General features: G+C 71.4%; 17 protein-coding genes and 2 pseudogenes. 10 read left to right on the top strand and 9 right to left on the bottom strand.

Translation table 11 applies throughout. The annotated features are described in order from the left end of the window. Positions 1–32: 32 nt before the first annotated feature. The 3 genes from ACFYQA_RS24300 to ACFYQA_RS24290 form a co-directional block, all read right to left on the bottom strand. Positions 33–1,097, bottom strand: a complete 1,065-nt coding sequence (locus ACFYQA_RS24300; RefSeq protein ID WP_388921516.1) for a hypothetical protein — start codon at positions 1,095–1,097, stop codon at positions 33–35. Between the two features lie 65 nt (positions 1,098–1,162). Then, positions 1,163–2,416: an aromatic acid exporter family protein gene (locus tag ACFYQA_RS24295; RefSeq protein WP_388921513.1), complete on the bottom strand. Its 1,254-nt coding sequence runs from the start codon at positions 2,414–2,416 to the stop codon at positions 1,163–1,165. 135 nt (positions 2,417–2,551) lie between these two features. Continuing rightward, on the bottom strand, positions 2,552–3,046 hold the full coding sequence (locus ACFYQA_RS24290) for an FBP domain-containing protein (protein WP_388921510.1): 495 nt from the start codon (positions 3,044–3,046) through the stop codon (positions 2,552–2,554). A 233-nt stretch (positions 3,047–3,279) separates the two neighbouring features. Here ACFYQA_RS24290 and ACFYQA_RS24285 point away from each other — a divergent pair, with 233 nt between their 5' ends. From ACFYQA_RS24285 to ACFYQA_RS24275, 3 genes are all read left to right on the top strand, one after another. Further along, entirely contained in the window at positions 3,280–4,569 is a 1,290-nt protein-coding gene (locus ACFYQA_RS24285; RefSeq protein WP_388921507.1) for an ROK family protein, read from the top strand. Between the two features lie 82 nt (positions 4,570–4,651). Next, positions 4,652–4,924 (top strand): hypothetical protein, encoded by a 273-nt coding sequence (locus tag ACFYQA_RS24280; RefSeq protein ID WP_388921504.1) that lies wholly within the window; start codon positions 4,652–4,654, stop codon positions 4,922–4,924. A gap of 784 nt (positions 4,925–5,708) precedes the next feature. Next, positions 5,709–5,948 carry a hypothetical protein gene (locus ACFYQA_RS24275; RefSeq protein ID WP_388921502.1) on the top strand — a complete coding sequence of 80 codons (240 nt, stop codon included), beginning with the start codon at positions 5,709–5,711 and terminating at the stop codon, positions 5,946–5,948. A gap of 213 nt (positions 5,949–6,161) precedes the next feature. On the opposite strand, the pseudogene ACFYQA_RS24270 reads toward ACFYQA_RS24275, so the two are convergent. Continuing rightward, a pseudogene (locus tag ACFYQA_RS24270) lies at positions 6,162–6,710 on the bottom strand (VanZ family protein); the annotation flags it as partial. Between the two features lie 96 nt (positions 6,711–6,806). Beyond that, on the bottom strand, positions 6,807–7,469 hold the full coding sequence (locus tag ACFYQA_RS24265) for a DUF4230 domain-containing protein (RefSeq protein WP_388921499.1): 663 nt from the start codon (positions 7,467–7,469) through the stop codon (positions 6,807–6,809). Positions 7,470–7,867: 398 nt separating this feature from the next. Between ACFYQA_RS24265 and ACFYQA_RS24260 the strand changes: the two are divergent. After that, a pseudogene (locus ACFYQA_RS24260) lies at positions 7,868–7,975 on the top strand (ribose-phosphate pyrophosphokinase); the annotation flags it as partial. A 13-nt stretch (positions 7,976–7,988) separates the two neighbouring features. On the opposite strand, the gene ACFYQA_RS24255 reads toward ACFYQA_RS24260, so the two are convergent. Further along, positions 7,989–8,306 (bottom strand): anti-sigma factor antagonist, encoded by a 318-nt coding sequence (locus ACFYQA_RS24255; RefSeq protein WP_388921496.1) that lies wholly within the window; start codon positions 8,304–8,306, stop codon positions 7,989–7,991. A 495-nt stretch (positions 8,307–8,801) separates the two neighbouring features. On the opposite strand from ACFYQA_RS24255, the gene ACFYQA_RS24250 reads away from it, so the two are divergent. The 5 genes from ACFYQA_RS24250 to ACFYQA_RS24230 are packed head-to-tail and all read left to right on the top strand — an operon-like array spanning position 8,802 to position 13,239. Continuing rightward, positions 8,802–10,631, top strand: coding sequence for an ATP-binding protein (locus ACFYQA_RS24250; protein ID WP_388921493.1), 1,830 nt, complete (start codon positions 8,802–8,804; stop codon positions 10,629–10,631). Further along, entirely contained in the window at positions 10,628–11,038 is a 411-nt protein-coding gene (locus tag ACFYQA_RS24245; protein WP_055594348.1) for a roadblock/LC7 domain-containing protein, read from the top strand. The genes ACFYQA_RS24250 and ACFYQA_RS24245 overlap by 4 nt, the downstream gene beginning before the upstream one ends. Further along, entirely contained in the window at positions 11,035–11,406 is a 372-nt protein-coding gene (locus ACFYQA_RS24240; RefSeq protein ID WP_388921490.1) for a DUF742 domain-containing protein, read from the top strand. Before ACFYQA_RS24245 ends, ACFYQA_RS24240 begins: the two co-directional genes overlap by 4 nt. Beyond that, the gene (locus ACFYQA_RS24235) at positions 11,387–11,992 is read left to right on the top strand and encodes an ATP/GTP-binding protein (RefSeq protein ID WP_388921487.1); all 606 of its coding nucleotides are present in this window, start codon (positions 11,387–11,389) and stop codon (positions 11,990–11,992) included. The genes ACFYQA_RS24240 and ACFYQA_RS24235 overlap by 20 nt, the downstream gene beginning before the upstream one ends. Continuing rightward, positions 11,989–13,239 carry a cytochrome P450 gene (locus ACFYQA_RS24230; RefSeq protein WP_388921484.1) on the top strand — a complete coding sequence of 417 codons (1,251 nt, stop codon included), beginning with the start codon at positions 11,989–11,991 and terminating at the stop codon, positions 13,237–13,239. The genes ACFYQA_RS24235 and ACFYQA_RS24230 overlap by 4 nt, the downstream gene beginning before the upstream one ends. Before the next feature lie 91 nt (positions 13,240–13,330). Here ACFYQA_RS24230 and ACFYQA_RS24225 read toward each other — a convergent pair whose 3' ends face one another. Continuing rightward, positions 13,331–14,362, bottom strand: a complete 1,032-nt coding sequence (locus tag ACFYQA_RS24225; protein WP_388921481.1) for a 7-epi-alpha-eudesmol synthase — start codon at positions 14,360–14,362, stop codon at positions 13,331–13,333. A 327-nt stretch (positions 14,363–14,689) separates the two neighbouring features. On the opposite strand from ACFYQA_RS24225, the gene ACFYQA_RS24220 reads away from it, so the two are divergent. Beyond that, positions 14,690–15,082: a VOC family protein gene (locus tag ACFYQA_RS24220; protein WP_388921478.1), complete on the top strand. Its 393-nt coding sequence runs from the start codon at positions 14,690–14,692 to the stop codon at positions 15,080–15,082. Between the two features lie 103 nt (positions 15,083–15,185). Here the strand turns inward: ACFYQA_RS24220 and ACFYQA_RS24215 are convergent, their stop codons facing one another. Next, the gene (locus tag ACFYQA_RS24215) at positions 15,186–15,488 is read right to left on the bottom strand and encodes a DUF4235 domain-containing protein (RefSeq protein ID WP_386394413.1); all 303 of its coding nucleotides are present in this window, start codon (positions 15,486–15,488) and stop codon (positions 15,186–15,188) included. Between the two features lie 263 nt (positions 15,489–15,751). Further along, a complete protein-coding gene (locus tag ACFYQA_RS24210; protein ID WP_388921475.1) occupies positions 15,752–16,189 on the bottom strand; it encodes a nitroreductase family deazaflavin-dependent oxidoreductase in 438 nt (145 codons plus the stop codon). Positions 16,190–16,483 lie beyond the last annotated feature (294 nt).

The following is a 16,483-nucleotide window of genomic DNA, read 5'->3' as shown; positions in this document are numbered from 1 at the left end:
CGGCCCCTGTCCATGCCCTCGACGCCCGGCAGCTACCAGTCACCGTCCTCCACCGGCTTGCCCGGCGCGTCACCGAGCCGCTTCACCTGGTGTGGCGACGGCGGCTGCCAGGGCTCGTGGTCGTCCCCGAGCCAGTCGCCGACCGGCTTCACCGACGGGAGCGGGCCGGCCGGGCCGAGGTCCTGCGCGTCCTGGTCGTAGTAGTCGAACCAGGGCAGCCCCGCCCGGGTGTAGGCGGCCCGGTCCACCGGGGAGGGAGGCGGCGCCTCGCCCGTGATGCGCCGCCACTCGGGAGGCGTCACCAGGTGGACGAACACCCGCCCCGAGGGCTGTTCGGCCCAGTCCGTCGGCGGCCGGTCGTCCTGGTAGACCTCCTGCCGCATGGAACCGCCGACACCGAGACCCATCGCCGCGGCGGGCCGGGGCGCGTCGCGGGGCCCCGTGGGGGCCGCGCCCGGCGCGGGCGGCGCGGCCATGGCGCGTGCGGCGCCGTACCCCTCGGTGTGGGCCGGCGGCCGGGCGGCCAGTTCCGCCCGCTGCCGCTCCAGCCGCTCCTGCTCCGCCCGGCGCCACCGGGCCAGCGCGTCCTCGCCGAGCGGGAAGGACTGCAGTTGGACGCCGCCCCACACCTCCTCGCCGGTGACCTGGCCCTCCACCGTCGCGCCCAGGCCCAGCGGCACGGCCACGAACTGGCGGACCGTGCCCTTGCCGGAGTTGATGCCGTCCAGCCAGCGCTGCCGGGGCAGCACCACGTAGTTCTGCGGCGAGCGGGCGAGCCGGTCGCTCCACGGGCGGCCCGAGACCGCGCACACCTTGCCGACCCCCACCTGCAAGGCGGCCGGCTCCTTCGTACCCGCGAAGCTCAGCCACAGGGCCTCCCGCAGATACACCGGCAGCATCACCCCGCCGCGCGCCCGCCAGGCCCCGGACACCGAGTCCGCGTAGTCCGCGACCCGCCGCACCGGGAACTCGCCCAGGCCCGGGGGCAGGGCGTGCGTGCCCGTCTCCGGCAGCCGTAGCGTGCGGATGAACCGCACCGCCGCCCCGCCCGGCAGCCGCAGGGTGTTCCCGTCGATCCGCACGCCGGTGTCGGCCATCCGCGCGCCCCCCTTCGTGTGGTGTGCTCGTGGCCGGCGCCGTACCCGCCCGCCGCCGGCTTCCCTCACCGAGAACGCCCGGCGATACCCCGGCGGTTCCGGCGCAGCCGGCCGGGAATGTGCAGCCGGTCCCGCGTCCGGGTGATCCGGGGCATGCGCTCCCGCTGCTCACGGGTGTGCCGGTCCAGCTCCTCCAGCAGCCGGTGCGACCGGTGCTCGGTGTCCATCTCGTCCAGGATGCGGTCGGCCTCGGTCAGCAGCGCGCCGTACAGCTGCCACTGCCGGGCGTCCGCGCGCACCGTCTCCAGCAGCAGCCGGCCCAGCCGGTCGCGCGTGGTGGCGGCCTGCCGCAGTTCGGCGGTGAGCCGGTCCTCCGCGGACTCCGCGCTCTCACTGACACTCGCGGTGACCAGTACCGCGAAGCTGACCACCGCGTCGGAGATCTCGGACAGCAGCCGCTCGACGAGGGCGCCCTCCGCCGGCGAGAACAGGGGGCCAGGCTCGCGTTCCTTCGCGAGGTCGGTGAAGGTGCGCGCCAGCACCCGAAGGACGACGGTGCAGATCTCCAGGGTGTCCAGCCCGGTGCGCAGCACGACCCGGTGCAGCAGGCCCTCGCGCACGCGCGGGTTGAGCCGCAGGCTGTCCTCGGCCTGCCGGAGGTCCGCGTCCACCTCGGAGATGTCGTGATCGAGCCGTCGCGCCTCGTGCAGCCGCGCCGCCGCCTCGTGGTGGGCCGGATGCCCGGCGGCCTGCTCGCCCAGGCGGAGCGTCAGCTGCCGCACCCGCCGGGCCAGCCCCTCGATCGACTCACCGGCCTCCTCCACCCACACCGGCGGGGCCAGGAGCAGATTGAACGAGAGTCCGACCACGGCGCCGATCAGCGTCTCCAGGATGCGCACCCACGCCACGTCCCCGACCGAGGTCACGCCGAGCACCAGCATCGCGCTGATCGCCACCTCGGGCACGAATTCGTGCACGCGTACGAAGCGTCCGACGAACAGCGACGCCAGGATCAGCAGACCCAGACTCCACCAGGTCAGGCCCACCAGAAGGCTGAAGAGGATGGCGACGACCACCCCGGCCACCACGGCGTTCACCCGGCGCACGCCGGTGGTGAGCGTGGAGTACAGGGTGACCTGGACGACGAGCAGCGCCGTCAGCGGCGCGGTGAGCGGGGCGGACCCCGGGCTGAGCCGCAGCGCGATGACGTACGAGACCGTCGCCGCGGCCGTCGAGCGGAGCATCTGCACGATCTCCGGATCACGGTGCCGCTTGACGAACCCTCTGGCCGGCGCGGTCCACTCACGTACCACTCGCATCCTTCGACGCTTCCCCCTCATCGGAAGCGTCGAACGTCTTCGGGAGGTTCCACAGTCGTGCGGGGGACACGGCGATGCTCAGGAGACCCCCGGGGGACGCTCGCGGACCGATGGCCCACCGGAGCTCTCGGGACGTCACACCTTGTCGAGGAAGGCGTACAGATTCCTCAGGGTGCGGGCGATCTGCTCGTCGAGCGTGAGGGTCTCCTCGATCCGCATCCCCGACTTCGGTACCTTCCTGCCCCGCAGATAGAGGGAGCACTCGAGGTCGGTGCACATGTAGGCACCCACCGAATTGCCCTCGCGTCCCGCCGCGCCCGCCCGGCGCGCGGTCATCAGGGAGACGCCCCCGCGCGGGTGCGTCGTCAGGCACAACGAGCACATGCTGCGGTGCAGAAAGCCTCGTCGCGCGGGCTGGAACCGCAGCGCCACCCCGACCGGACGGTCCTGGTCCGCCCGCTCGGTGACCAGGTAGGTGCGGTCGGGCGCGCCCGGATCCCGCCAGCCCAGGAAGTCCAGATCCTCCCAGACCCGCTCCCCGAGGTCGCGCGGCACGAACAGACGCTTGGCCTCACCCTTCGAGCAATTGACGAAGGAACCGCGTATGTCCTGGTCGGTGAGTGATCTCATGGGGTCCTCCGGTGTTCTCCTGCTACGGCCTGTCGAAACCAGGGAGACCCGGGTTTCCGCCCCACGGTAAGGATCCCGAAGGAGTCCGATCCAACGGTTTTCCGGGGTGTGCCCGGACGGTGTGAGCGGACAGCTTTAGTTCACCACATTAAATAAGGGTGCGGAAAAGTCGCGCCGAGGCGGTTCCCGGCGGTATGTTGCAGGTCGGGCAGGGGTTCGGGAGGAGCAGCCATATGGTGGGACGGAGCGGGCGCACGGTACGCGACCTCAGGCGGGCCAACCGCGGGGCCGTGCTGCAGCGGCTCTACTTCGACGGACCGCTCAGCCGCTTCGAACTCGGCCCGGTGACCGGGCTCAGTTCCGGCTCGGTGAGCAATGTCGTCGCCGACCTGATCGGTGACGGCCTGGTGGAGGAGGCGGGCAGTGTCGACTCCGACGGAGGCCGTCCGCGCACCCTGCTCCGGGTGACACCGGACAGCGGCCACATGATCGGCGTGGACGTCGGCGAGACCCGGGTCCGCGTCGAACTGTTCGACCTGACGCTCACCGAGCTCGCCCGAGCCGAGCGTCCGCTGGAGCAGCAGCGCTACGAGGTCGACGTCATCGTCGACCACATACACGCCGGAATCACCGAGGTGCTCGCCGCCGCCGGCCTCGCTCCCGAGCGGCTGCTCGGTGTCGGCATCGGCGTCCCCGGCATCGTCGAGCACACGCCCGACCGGGGTGCCGTCGTACACGGACAGACCATCGGGTGGGACGCCATCGAGCTGGAGTCCCTGCTGCGCAACGGCTCACCGCTGCCCGACGGCGTGCCCTGCTTCATCGACAACGGGGCCAGGACCCTCGGCCAGGCCGAGATGTGGTTCGGGGCGGGACGCGGCGCGCGCAACGCCCTCGTCGTGCTCTTCGGCTCCGGCGTCGGTGCCTGCCTAGTCACCCCGGAGGCGGAGCACGGCCGCGCGGTCGAATGGGGGCACCTGACCGTAAGGGTCCGGGGACGCCGCTGCCGTTGCGGTGCGCTCGGCTGCCTGGAGGCCTACGCGGGCGCAGAGTCGCTGCTCGCCCGGTGGGGGGAGGAGGGTGGCCGGGTTCCCCGAGGCGTCGACGAGGAGACGGCGCTGACCGCGATGCTTGCCGCCGCCTACCCCTCCGGCACCGTCGCCGCCGACCCGGTCGCGCTCGCCGTGCTGGAGGAGACCGCCGAGTACCTGGGCGCCGGCCTGTCCGACCTGATCAACCTCTTCCAGCCGGAACGCATCCTCGTGGGCGGCTGGGCCGGCCTCCAGCTCGGCGCCCGTTTCCTGCCCGCCGTCCGCAGGCACGCCCTGTCGTACGCGCTGCGCCATCCCGCTGAGAACGTGACGATCGAGCTGGGCAGCCTCGGCCCCGACGCCGTCACGGTCGGCGCCGCGATCCTGCCGCTCGCCGACTTCTTCGCCCGCGGCGGACGACGCCCCGACCCGGACCCGGAATCCCCGCCGCCCGCCTGGCGCAGAGCTCTGCGGGAACGGACGCCGCACTGAGCGTTTCGCCGCGTGCCGCGGCGGTACCCGCGCGGCACGCGCACGGAAGAGCGGAACCGCTTACGGAAGAAGGGAGCGTGCCGTGACCGACCACCGCCACGAAGGACCGGGTGAGAACGGCCGGGGCATCCCCCGTGATCTGCCCGACCAGCAGGCGGGCGAGGGCGAGGACCCCTGGGAGGTCGCCCAGGGCGTCGACGAGGGTGTGGCCGCCGAGGAGTCCGACGCGGATGCGGCCGCGGAGCGGCAGCCCGACGTCCCCGACACGGACGAGGCCGGGACCGGTCGGCGGGGCGCGCCGCACTCGGCCTCCGCCGACCCGGAGCAGCCGGTACCGGACGAGTCCTCCGCGTAGCGCATCAAGGACCTGTACGACGGAGCGTGCCCGCGCAACGGGGGAGTTCCTGCTCGCCCCCGCCCGCGGACGGAAAGAGGAAGCCCCGACCGCGACGGGGGAATCACGGTCGGGGCGGCTCGGTGGTGGGTACGGGAGGCGGTCGCCTCTCGGCAAGGGCTCCACAGGGCTTCAGCCGAACGATCGTCCCTGTGGGCGGAAGGTGTGGCCCGGGGGCACTGTTCCTTACGCACCCACGTTCTCTTCAACGGAGGACGGTCCCGGTGTGTTCCAGGTGTTCCGGTCGAATGCTCCGACTTTGCGGTGATGTGCGTCACTCCTGCCCGCCCCGTGCCGGCGTAGTGCCGGCGGACTCCTCCTCGAGGGTGCGCGGAGCCGGGCGCCTCACCGGCCGGCGCCTTCCGTGCCACCTGCGCGGTCTTCGGGCCGATGCCCTGAGGTGGCTCCCACGACTCCAGCGCCCCGGCCGCCGCTTGTCAACGCGCCTCGCCCGCACCCGGCCCGGCCGCCGCCCGGTCAGCCCTCGGGCGGCGGTACGGAAGGCACGGACGCGGTACGCCGGTGCCAGGGACCGAGCCGGCGGAAAGGCGATCCGTTCCAGCGCCTCGACGGGCGCCATGAGGGTGCCCCGCGCTCCAAGGTGCCCCAGGGCACAGGCGGCCGCGCGACGGACGGACCAGGACAGCGGCCGAAGGCCCCCACGGGCCCCGGCGCCCGCTCGAGTTTCCTCCTGCCGCCGGCACGCGACCCGCGCTCGTCCGGTTTGCGCTCTACGCTCGTATGCATGACCGAAAGCGCGGGCCCGTACACGGCCCATCCACGGATCATGGTGCTCGGCGTACAGCCCGGTACACCGCCGTTCCGGATCGTGGAGATCGACGGAGAAGTGATCGGCGAGGCCAAGGCCATCACCGACGTGCTGCTGGCCGCCGCCGCGTTCGGGATCACCGTCCATGATCTCGACGACCCGGACGTGGTCCGCTGGGTCGGCGGGGACAAGCACACCTGGACCCTGCGCCGGTAGGCGCCGCGGCGGACACCGGGCAGGCCCGGTGTCCGCCGCGGGTCATGTCTCCGCCCTGGTCTTCCTCCCGGACTCCGCCTCGACTCCCGCCCCGGCCCGGCCCCTGCCCTTCGCCCTGCTCCGCAGCAGGCCCCCCCGTGCCGTGCCCTTCGGCGCGCTCTTCGCCTTGGCGGCAGGCTTGGCCTTGGTCCTGGTTTTCGACGCGGACCCGGCCCTCGGCCTGCGTGCGTGCACGGCCCGGCTGAGCCGGCGCCCCAGCAGGAGGTATCCGATCAGCGCCCCGCTGGTGTTCAGGATGACGTCGTCGATGTCGAAGGCACGGCCGGTGATCAGGGCGCCCTGAGCGAACTCCACCATCAGCATCACGATTCCGGTCAGCAGCAGCACCTGTACGAATCCGCGGGTGCGCGGCGCCAGCACCGGCGCGAGGACGCCGAAGGGCACGCCCAGCAGGAGGTTGCCGCCGACCTGACGGACGGCGTCGCGCAGCGCGGGCTGGTCCAGATAGGCCTGCAGGGAACGGCCGGGATGCAGATTGGTGTGGATCAGGGCCTCGGAGGCGGGGGAGGGCTGCAGCGTGATCCGGGCCAGCGCCACCGCGAAAACGACCATGAACGCGAAGGCGCAGAGCATCACGAGCAGCCGGACCGGCAGCGGGAGCGGACGCCGCTCGTTCCCGCGGCCCCCGGTGTCACGTCCGGGTGGATCGCTGTCCGGCTTCCGGCGCCACGCGAAGCGCGGGCGTGAGGCTGTACGGGTCATTCCTTCCTCCGACCGTCAACTGCTGTCATGGATGGGATGGGCCGGCCGCTCGGGGCGCCGTCGTGACGCCGGGCCGGGGGCGGACACCGCTGCCGCTCAGTCGCCGTAGGCGACGTCCACCTTCGTGAACCCCAGGGAGCGCAGCAGACCTTCGAGCATCCCTGTGGTGTTGCTCTCGGCCCGGGTGGTCAGTTCGCTCTCCTTCGCCGCGGCGCCGATGTGCCGCACCGCGAGTTTCTGCACGGCCTGTTCGCTGTTGGGGTTGTCCGAGAAGAGGTCCCCGAACCGGTCGAGCAGCCCGCGCTCCTTGGAGACGGCGTAGGAACGCTCGGGGTCGAGTGCCGGAGTGCCGAGACGGGCGTGCGGCAGGCGCAGGGTCGCGGACGTACGGTCCTCGTCGACCTGTACGTCGTCCTTGCCGAGCTTTCCGAGGTCGACGTAGGCGTCGACGGTGCCCGCCCCCACGTACAGGGTGCGGCTGCCGCGGATAGCGTCGGGCAGGAACCTGGTGTCCTTCTCCAGGTCCACCACGACCTGGAAGTTGCCGGTCGCCGCGTCGTACCGGCTGATGTCCTGGATGGATTCCAGCAGCGCGGGACCGGAGCGGTCATGGGTCTCCGTACCGAACAGGTCCTTCAGGCCCGGCAGGACACTCAGCCGGATCCCGGCGAAGAGCACGGCGAGCACCACCACCACCGCGGTGAGTACCTTCGCCCAGCCCGGCACGCGCCCGGGGAGGCGCCTGATGGGAGTCGTCATGGTGACAGTCCTCCTTCCTACTGACCGGATGCCCCTCACTTCACGGAACAGGCACGGGAGTTGAGGTCTGAAGGGCACCGCTGGAAGCATGCGGGGGCGCACGGCGTGCCGGGAGTCCTGGAGGAGTCGCCGAAGCGATGGCCGAAGGGGTCACCGGATGGCGCCCCGCGGTGACCGGACGGCGGCGGCCCAAAGGTCCGGGGCCGGTGGCATGAGCCTTCCGGTCGACATGGTCATTCGAGGAGCCGGCCCGTGCGGGACATCGCCGTGTTCAGCGGCAGCGCCCATCCGGAACCGGCGGCGGAGGTCCGCACGCTCGGTGTGCCGCTCAACCCCGTCCTGGCGATGACCCCGCACGCACCGCGGGTGCACGGCTTCTTCTCGGTGCCCGTCGGCCAACGGACAAGCTGCGGGTCCTGCTCCATCGCCCGGCGCTCGCCGAGGCGGTACGGCGCATTCACAACGGTGAGTCCGTGAGCGCCCTGTTCGACGCGCCACCGACCGAAGAGCACTCGCTCCTCACAGCGGGCCCGGTGTGGCCTCGGGCTGGTCCAGGACCGCGTCCAGGGTCGGCCGCGGAGGCAGCAGCCGGGCCAGGCCGGTGATCCGCAGCACCCGCAGGGTCAGCGCGTCGGTGCACACCAGGTGCAGACTGCCGTGCTGCTCCAGGACCCGCTGCCGGGCGCGGTAGAGCAGGCGCAGACCGGAGGCGTCCAGGAACTCGACCCGGGTCAGATCGATCACGACGCGGCACTTCGGGTCCGAGGTGGCCGCGTCCAGGTGCGGGACGACCTCCACCTCCGCGACGATGTCGATCTCGCCGCGGAAATCCAGCACCGTGTGCCCCCGCTCCTGACGGACGCGGAGAAACCGGGTCGGCGGTGCAGGTTGGTGCCGCACCACGCCATCGCCTCCAGCCTGCTTCGTGCACGGATCGGTCCCCAACGCCGGTCCCCGCACTGCAAGTTACCCCCGAGCACATGGATGTGGGCATGTTTGATCGTCATATGTCTTCGAATTGCGATCGAGTTCTTACGAATCTGGCCAGTCGGGTGCCGTGCGGCGCGGTCGCAGGCGACCCAGGGCCCGCCTGGAAGCTCAACTGACCTGACACGTCAAGCCACTTGTTCTCGCCACCCCTCCTCGCGGGCGTGACGGAACCCTCACTTCCGCCACCTCCCGAACGTGATCCTTTTACGGTCGGAACCGATAAGCTCCTTGTCAGCGCTGCGAGTTGGAGCGATCGCGCCGCGCCAGTTCGCGATACGCACCCATGAGTGCGGTCCCCTTGCACACCCCCCATGTCTGATCGTGTTGCTTCGAAGGATGCAGATGGAACTCGCCACTTCGCCACCGGCGGCGCGGCCCCCTGCCGCCTGGTACAGCTGGTGGCTGATGCCGCTGGGCCTGGGCGGCGGGACGATCGCCGCCACGTTCATGAGCTCGGAGCGAATAACGGCCGCCGTCGCCGGCGCCGCCGCCACCGCGGCCGGCGCGTTGTGCGTACGACTGCTGCTCCGCACCCGTACCCGGCTGCTCCGGGCCGAGGAGACCCTCCGTGCCGCACAGGCCGAGCAGTCGCAGAAGTCATTGCAATGGCGGGAGCGGGCGGCGGGCCTGGAACGGGACTTCGCCGCCGAGCGCACCGACCAGGAGAAGCGGTTCGCCGAACAGACACAGGACTTCGAAGCACGGCTGGCCGGACTGACCGAGCGCCACGAGGCCCGGATCGCCGAGTGGACCGAGCACCACGACGCACAACTCGCCGAGCAGGCCGGGGAACACGAAGCCCGGATCGCCGAGCAGGCCGAAGCCATGGAGGAGCGGCTGGCGCATCAGCTCGCCGCGGTGGCCCGGCTCGCCGACGAGCGACTGCCCGAGGCGATCGAGTGCCTGCGCGCCGGTGACGCCATCGACGACCTGCTGCCGAGCGTCCACCGGGGCACCGAGACCGGCGCCGAACTCCAGGCCGAACTGCGCAAGATACTGCGGACCTCCCTGATGGCGCTCGAGGAGGAGTTCGACCGCTCCACCTCCGCCGAACAGGCCGTCATCAGTATCGGCAACCGCATCCACGTGCTGACCAGCAAACTCCGTGGCCGGCTGCACGAGATGCAAGGGGAGCACGGCCGCATCCCGGCCGTCGCCCGGGGCCTGATGGAGCTCGACCAGGAGATCGGCCCCGCCGACTGTCTCGCCGCCAGCATCGGCGTCCTCGGCGGCTCGGACCGGCCGGGCAGGCAGTGGCAGGAGCCGCAGCGGCTGCTGAGTGTGATGCGCGGCGGTATCGGCCGGATCAAGGACTTCCACCGCGTCCAGCTGCGCCGGCTGCCCGAACTCGGCGTCGACGGCGGCCTGGTGGACCACCTCACGCTGATCTTCGCCCACTTGTTGGACAACGCGGCGCGCTACTCACCGCCCACCGAGCCCGTGGTGGTCTCCGGCAAGGAGGTCCCGAACGGCGTCGGCATCGAGATCCAGGACTCCGGCAAGGGCCTGAGTGAGGAGAAGAAGCGCGAGGCCGAGCACGCCCTCGCGGGCACCGCGCCCGGCGCGGGCATCGGCGGCATCACCGAGGACGCGAACATCGGCCTGCGGGTCGTCGGCGTCCTGGCCCGCCGCTACGGCATCCGCGTCACCTTCGCCGACTCGCCCTGGCTGGGTACCTCGGTGGTGGTCGTCGTACCGCACAAGTACTTCAGCCCGCTGCCCACGGTCACCGAGGCCGTGGCAGCACCCGCCGCGACGCCCGTCCTGCCGTGGACCGCGGTCACCGACGACGGGGAGGCCGACCTCTGGCCGGCCGACTCCGCCGAGGCACCCGGCTCCGAGACGTTTCCCGAGTCCGCCGGGGCGGTGGACACCACGCCCGGCGGGCTGCCCCGGCGCCGCAGCAGCAGGCGGGCCGAGGCGGAGCCGCGGCGGACCGGACGACCCGAGCGCGGCGAACGGAGCTCCGTCACCGCCGTACCACCGGACGCGTCCTTCACCGGACTCGCCGCCTTCGCCACCGCCGGGCGCGACATCGCGGGGCGCGACGCGGGCGGACGCGAATCCGCAGAACGCGACACCGGCGCGGCGCCCGGGGCGACCGCCGGTGACACCCCCGCAGGACGTGAGTACACGAAGCACCGCACCGAGGAGAGCGACCACACCCCATGACACACCAGGGAAACGACGTGAGCTGGGCGCTCCGCGATCTCGTCGAGAGCATCCAGGAGATCCGCTTCGCCCTTGTGGCCTCCAGCGACGGCAAGGCCATCACCTCCTTCGGGGCGGAGGACCCCGACGACGTGGACCGCTTCGCGGCCGTGGTCGCCGGCCTGCAGGCACTGGCCCAGCCGGTCGCCGAACAGTTCCCCGCCTACGCGGGGCAACTGCGGCTGGCGATGATCGAGGTCGACGGCGGCCACCTCTTCGTGGTCCGGGCGGGCGTGGAGACCTACCTCGGTGTCCTCGCCCGCGAGGGCCTGGACCAGGGTCTGCTCGGACACCAGATGAGGGACCTCGCCCGCAGGATGGGTGAGCTGCTCGGCACCACTGTGCGCCAGGAGGAGCACTCTGGATGAGTGCTCCCCGCCGGCCGTCGGACCCGTCCGGTCTCGAGCGCTACTACGTCCTCACGGGAGGGCGCAGCGGACCGGGCGGTTCGGCGTCGAGTCTCGACGTGGCGACCCTTGTCGTCTCCCGCTCGGACCCCGTCCCGGGGATGCAGCACGAGCACGAGGAGATCATCCGGCGCTGCCGTGAACCGCTCTCCGCGGCCGAACTCGGTGCCCACCTCGGGCTGCCGTTCAACATTCTCGCCGTACTGCTGTCGGACCTGCTGGACACAGGCCGCGTCGAAGCCCGTGACCCCATTCCGGCCCACGACGCCGGCCGCGGGCCCGACCTCGCGCTCCTTGAGGAGGTACTCAGTGGACTTGAAAGGCTTTGACCAGGCCGGCCGGCATACGGCCGGGGACACCCGCTCGGTGAAGGTGATGATCGCCGGCGGCTTCGGTACCGGAAAGACCACGATGGTCCGGTCGGTCAGCGACATCAAGCCGCTCACCACCGAGGAGACCCTCACCCAGGCCAGCGCCGACGTGGACCGGCTCATCGGCGTCGCCGACAAGACGGAGACCACCGTCAGCCTGGACTTCGGCAAGATCGGCCTCAACGACAGCCTGGTGCTGTACCTGTTCGGCACGCCCGGCCAGGAGCGGTTCTGGTTCCTGTGGAACGGGCTGTTCAAGGGGGCGCTCGGCGCGGTCGTCCTGGTCGACACCCGCCGGCTGGCCTCCAGTTTCCGGGCGATCGAGGAGATGGAACGGCAGCACGTGCCCTTCGTCATCGCCCTCAACGTCTTCCCCGACTCCAAGGACTACCCGGTGGACGAGATCCGGGACGCTCTGGACATCCCCGCGCACATCCCGGTCGTCGCCTTCGACGCCCGCGACCGGTCCGCCAGCCGCGACGTGCTCATCACCCTCATCCATCACCTGCGGGACCGCTCGGCCACGGCCGTGGAGTCCCGATGAGCGACCCGGCCGGGAACGCCCCCGGCGCCGCCCGCGGCTGCCCCGTCGCCCATCCCGGCGCGGACCCCGCCCGGTTGTACGGGCCGGCCCTGGCCACCGACCCGGCGGGAGTCCAGGAACGGCTGCGCAAGGAACACGGGTCGGTGGCGCCGGTACTCCTGGAGGGCGACGTACCGGCCTGGCTGGTGCTGGGCTACCGGGACATCCGGCGGGTGCTCGACAACCCCCGCCAGTTCACCCGGGACGCCCGGATCTGGCGCGACCAGCGCGACGGGCGCATCGCGGACACCTCGCCGCTGGTCCCGATGCTCGGCTGGCGCCCCGACTGCGTCTCCCAGGACGGCGAGCCGCACCGAAGGCTGCGCGGAGCCGTCACCGACGGACTCCAGGCCGCGGCCGGACGCGGCATCCGCCGGCACGCCACGCACTTCGCGAACAAGGAGATCGACGGCTTCGCGGACACCGGCCGTGCCGACCTGGTGAGCGACTACGCCGAGCATCTGCCGATGCTGGTGATCACCCGCGTCCTGGGAATGCCCGAGGCCGAGGGACGCGACCTGGTCGAGTCGTGTGCCCAGGTCCTCAAGGGCGGCGAGGACGCGGTCACACACGACAGCCGCATCCAGGAGATCCTCGGCGCGCTCGTCGTCCGCAAGCGGTCCGAATCCGGCAGCGACCTCGCCACCGCCCTGCTGGCGCACCCCGCCCGGCTCGACGAGGAGGAGGTGGTCAGCCATCTGCGTCTGGTGCTGATCGCCGGCCACACCACCACCAGTAACCTGCTCGCCCGGGTGCTCCAGCTGGTCCTCACCGACACCGCCCTGCTGTCCGGGCTGATCAGTGGCCGGCTGAACGTCTCCGCGGCCGTCGAGGAGGTCATGTGGAACAGCCCGCCGCTCGCGGTGCTGCCCGGCCGGTTCGCCACCAGCGACCTGGAGATCGGCGGTCACCGGGTCCACCAGGGCGATCTGCTGGTCCTGGGCCTCGCGGCGGGCAACCGGGACCCGGAGATCCGTCCGGACGCCGGGGTGTCCGTACAGGGCAACCAGTCGCATCTGGCGTTCAGCGGGGGCCCGCACGAATGCCCCGGCCAGAACATCGGCCAAGCCGTCATCGAGATCGCCGTGGACGTCCTGCTGCACCGGCTGCGGGATCTGCGCCTGGCGGTGCCGCCGGGCGAACTGTCCTCGACCGCCTCCTCCTGGGAGACCAGGCTGGACCGTCTGCCGGTCGAGTTCAGCATCTGACACCGGGCGACACCGCAACGGCCGCTGTGACCGGACACCGTGACCGGTCGTGCTGCCCGGCCCCGCCACGGGGCCGGGCAGCACGACCGGCTCACACGGTCAGCAGATCGTCGACCGAGCCGCGGCCCGCCTGCTCGGCCGTGGCCACCTCGCCCTCCTTCGACGCCGCGTACCGGCCGCTGGTCAGGGCCCACTCGTAGTTGCCCTCGATCCAGTGCTGGATGGCCTGCACGCCCTTGTCCACCCGCTCGCGCTCGTCCGCGTCGAGCGCGAGCTCGTCGCACATGCGGGGCACCCGCGCCTCGAGCTCCAGGTACTCGTCCAGGCAGGCGGTCGTCATGCGATACGCCCCGGCCGCGGCCTCCTCCCACGAGCAGCCGCGCTCCCGGTGCAGTACGGCGATCAGGTTGTGGCCGTCTCCGCGGCGCCGCTCCCGCTCGAAGGAGTGGATGTCGTTCATGAACCCGATGGTGTCCGCGGCCAGATCACGCATCCGCTCCATCAGAGGATGGGCCATCGCCCGCGCCGGTACCTCGAAGCCGCGGCTGCGCTCACCGGCGTCGATACTGTGGTGGATGCCGACGGTACGGCGCCGGAACACGGCGTACTCGTCGAGGCCGAGCGTCCCGGTCAGCCCGCGGGCCGCCAGGTCGACCTCCTCGCAGTGGGCCACCAGGAACCGGCCCCAGGACGCGGCGAACCGGGTCTGCCAGGTCAGGGACATGCCATCCGAGAGGCGTTCCCAGACCTGCGCCCAGGCCACCGTGATCGGGCAGACCACCCGGGGTGTGCTCCCCGCCGGCCGCAGCGGGGTGACGATGAGCTCCCGCGCCACGTCGGATATCACGTCCGCCCGGTCCGGCCGCCCGGCATCGAACTGGTCGTCGAACAGGAACGCCAGCGAGAACCAGTTCATCAGGACGACCATGTCCTCGGCCGAGGCGTACGGATAGGTGCGGGCAGCGGCCTGCGGCAGGTCCCAGGAACGGTACTCGTCGAACCCGGCCCGGCTGCGTACCAGTCCCATGTCCCACACCCAGCGCAGATGACGCGCCCGCGCGTACTCCAGATGCTCGCTGACCGGGGTGTTGAAGGGAAGGTCGAACCGGACGTCCTGAGACATGTGATTCCTTTCGGGAGACGGAACGCAGAGTCCCCCGCCCTGCGAGCGGACCGTCGCAAAGACGACCCGCACACTCGAACTCGGCTTCACGGCAAGAAAGTTGAACTGGTAAGCGGAACGAGACTGCCCAGATCCTAGATGATCTACACAGGGTGCCCGTCGTGATATCCGTTACTGCACAAGCCACTTGAGGTGCATGTTCTCCCAAATAGCACAGGAATCAATGGACTTGCCACTGATTGAATCCGCAGAACCGGGACAGGTGCCCAGTACGGGCAGGGAAGCCGCCCCGGCCCGTGGACGGACCCCGGACCCTGTGGAGGAGACATGCCGACCGTGCCTGCGGGAGTGGTGGTGCTCGACTGCGCCGAACCAGAGAAACTCGCCGAGTTCTACCGCGAGCTGCTGGCGGCGGAGGTGGTGGACGCCCAGGCCAACCGGGTGGAGATCCGGGCCGCCGACGGCTTCCGGCTGGCGCTGCGCCGGGACGCCAACGCCACCGCGCCGAGCTGGCCGCGTCCCGAGAACTCGCTCCAGGCGCACCTGGAGTTCGTGGTCGACGACCTGGACGCCGTGGAACGTCTGATCGTGGGTCTCGGCGGCCGCCCGGTGGAGACGAAGGACGCCGCGGGCCCTCTGGAGGAACGTGGCTACGCCGACCCGGCCGGGCACTCCTTCATCCTGCGCTGCGATATCCCGGTGGCGCCGAAGCTGGGCTGACGCCCGCCGAACGGTTGGGCCCACCGGGGCCGGCCGGGGCTGTCGAGGGCAGCGCCCCGGCGCGCAGAGGCGCCGGGGGCTTCATGCGGCGGGGAGGGGCCGGTCAGGTGCTCCCCTTCTCAGGGGCGGGCCAGGAGCCCGTCGAGCGTTCGATGGCCTTGGCGCCCGCGCGGTTCACGGCACTGCGCACCACCGCGAAGATGGCGCCCTGGATCGCCGCGGCCAGCAGGATCTCGCCCCATCGGCGGTCCCGGTCCAGCGCGTCGGGGGCGTCGTCCTCGTGCCGGATCAGCTTCCACGTCTTCTGGAACGCGACCCCCGCCACGGTGCCACTCGTCCAGCCCAACGCGAACCCGACGGGCTTGTACGCCAGGGGCAGCTTCTTCCTGCTCTTCTTCTTCGCCACGTGGATCTCCCAGGTCGGTGCAGGCGTTCGAAAAGTTCCTGTGCCCCACGTTCCCCGTTTTTCGCCTTCCGCACGGCCCGACCGGGCCCGACCGGGGCAGCCCCCCACGGTGTGGCGGCAGGGGCGAGCCCCACCGCGACGGGGGGACGCGGCGGGGCCTGGGCCGTGGGTGCCCGCCGGCCGGGGCGTCATGCACCCCGAACCGAAGAAAATTCGGCCGGATCTCTCCGGACCCTTCCCCGGCCTGATCCAAACGAGAGGCCCTAGCCGCGCGGCTCCAGCACGAAGACCGGGATCACCCGGTCCGTCTTCTCCTGGTAATCGGCGTACGGAGGGAACGCCGCCACGGCCCGCTCCCACCACTCGGCCTTCTCCTCCCCGGTCACCTCACGGGCCGTCATGTCCCGCAGGACCTGCTCGTCCCGCAGTTCCACCTGAGGATCGGCCTTGAGATTGTGGTACCAGACCGGGTGCCGGGGTGCTCCGCCCAGCGAGGCCACCACCGCGTAGCGCCCCTCGTGCTCGATGCGCATCACCGGGGTCTTCCGCAGCTTGCCGCTCCTGGCTCCCCGCGTGGTCAGCAGCACCACCGGCCTGCCCTGCAGGGTCGTCCCCTCGGCGCCGCCGGAGCTCTCGTACAGTTCCACCTGATCGCGCACCCACTGCGTGGGGCTGGGCTCGTACTCGCCCTGAAGAGGCATGCCATCCGTCCTGTCGTTGTCGCGGCCCGTGGCCGGCCCGGTCTCCGGGACGACCGCGGGGCCATGCGGATCAGCTCGTGCCGTACCAGTGTCGACCGGACCGCACATGACCTCCGACGTCATGGCGTCATCGGCGTGTCCACGGCACAGTCATGACCATTCCCCGGACCGAAGCCCTTGAACTCGGCCCACCCCGGACCTAGGGCCTGTATTGAGTCGTGATCAATGAGTGGACCTCGCGAGGTCCTTGATCCAGATCATGGAGGCACGGAGGTGGAGTCCGGCTTGGTAGCT

Origin of the sequence: Streptomyces sp. NPDC005774 (assembly GCF_042871645.1) — a bacterium.
Taxonomy (GTDB): Bacteria; Actinomycetota; Actinomycetes; order Streptomycetales; family Streptomycetaceae; genus Streptomyces; species Streptomyces pratens.
Note: the sequence above shows the minus strand (reverse complement) of the source record. Positions and strands in the feature narration are given on the sequence as shown.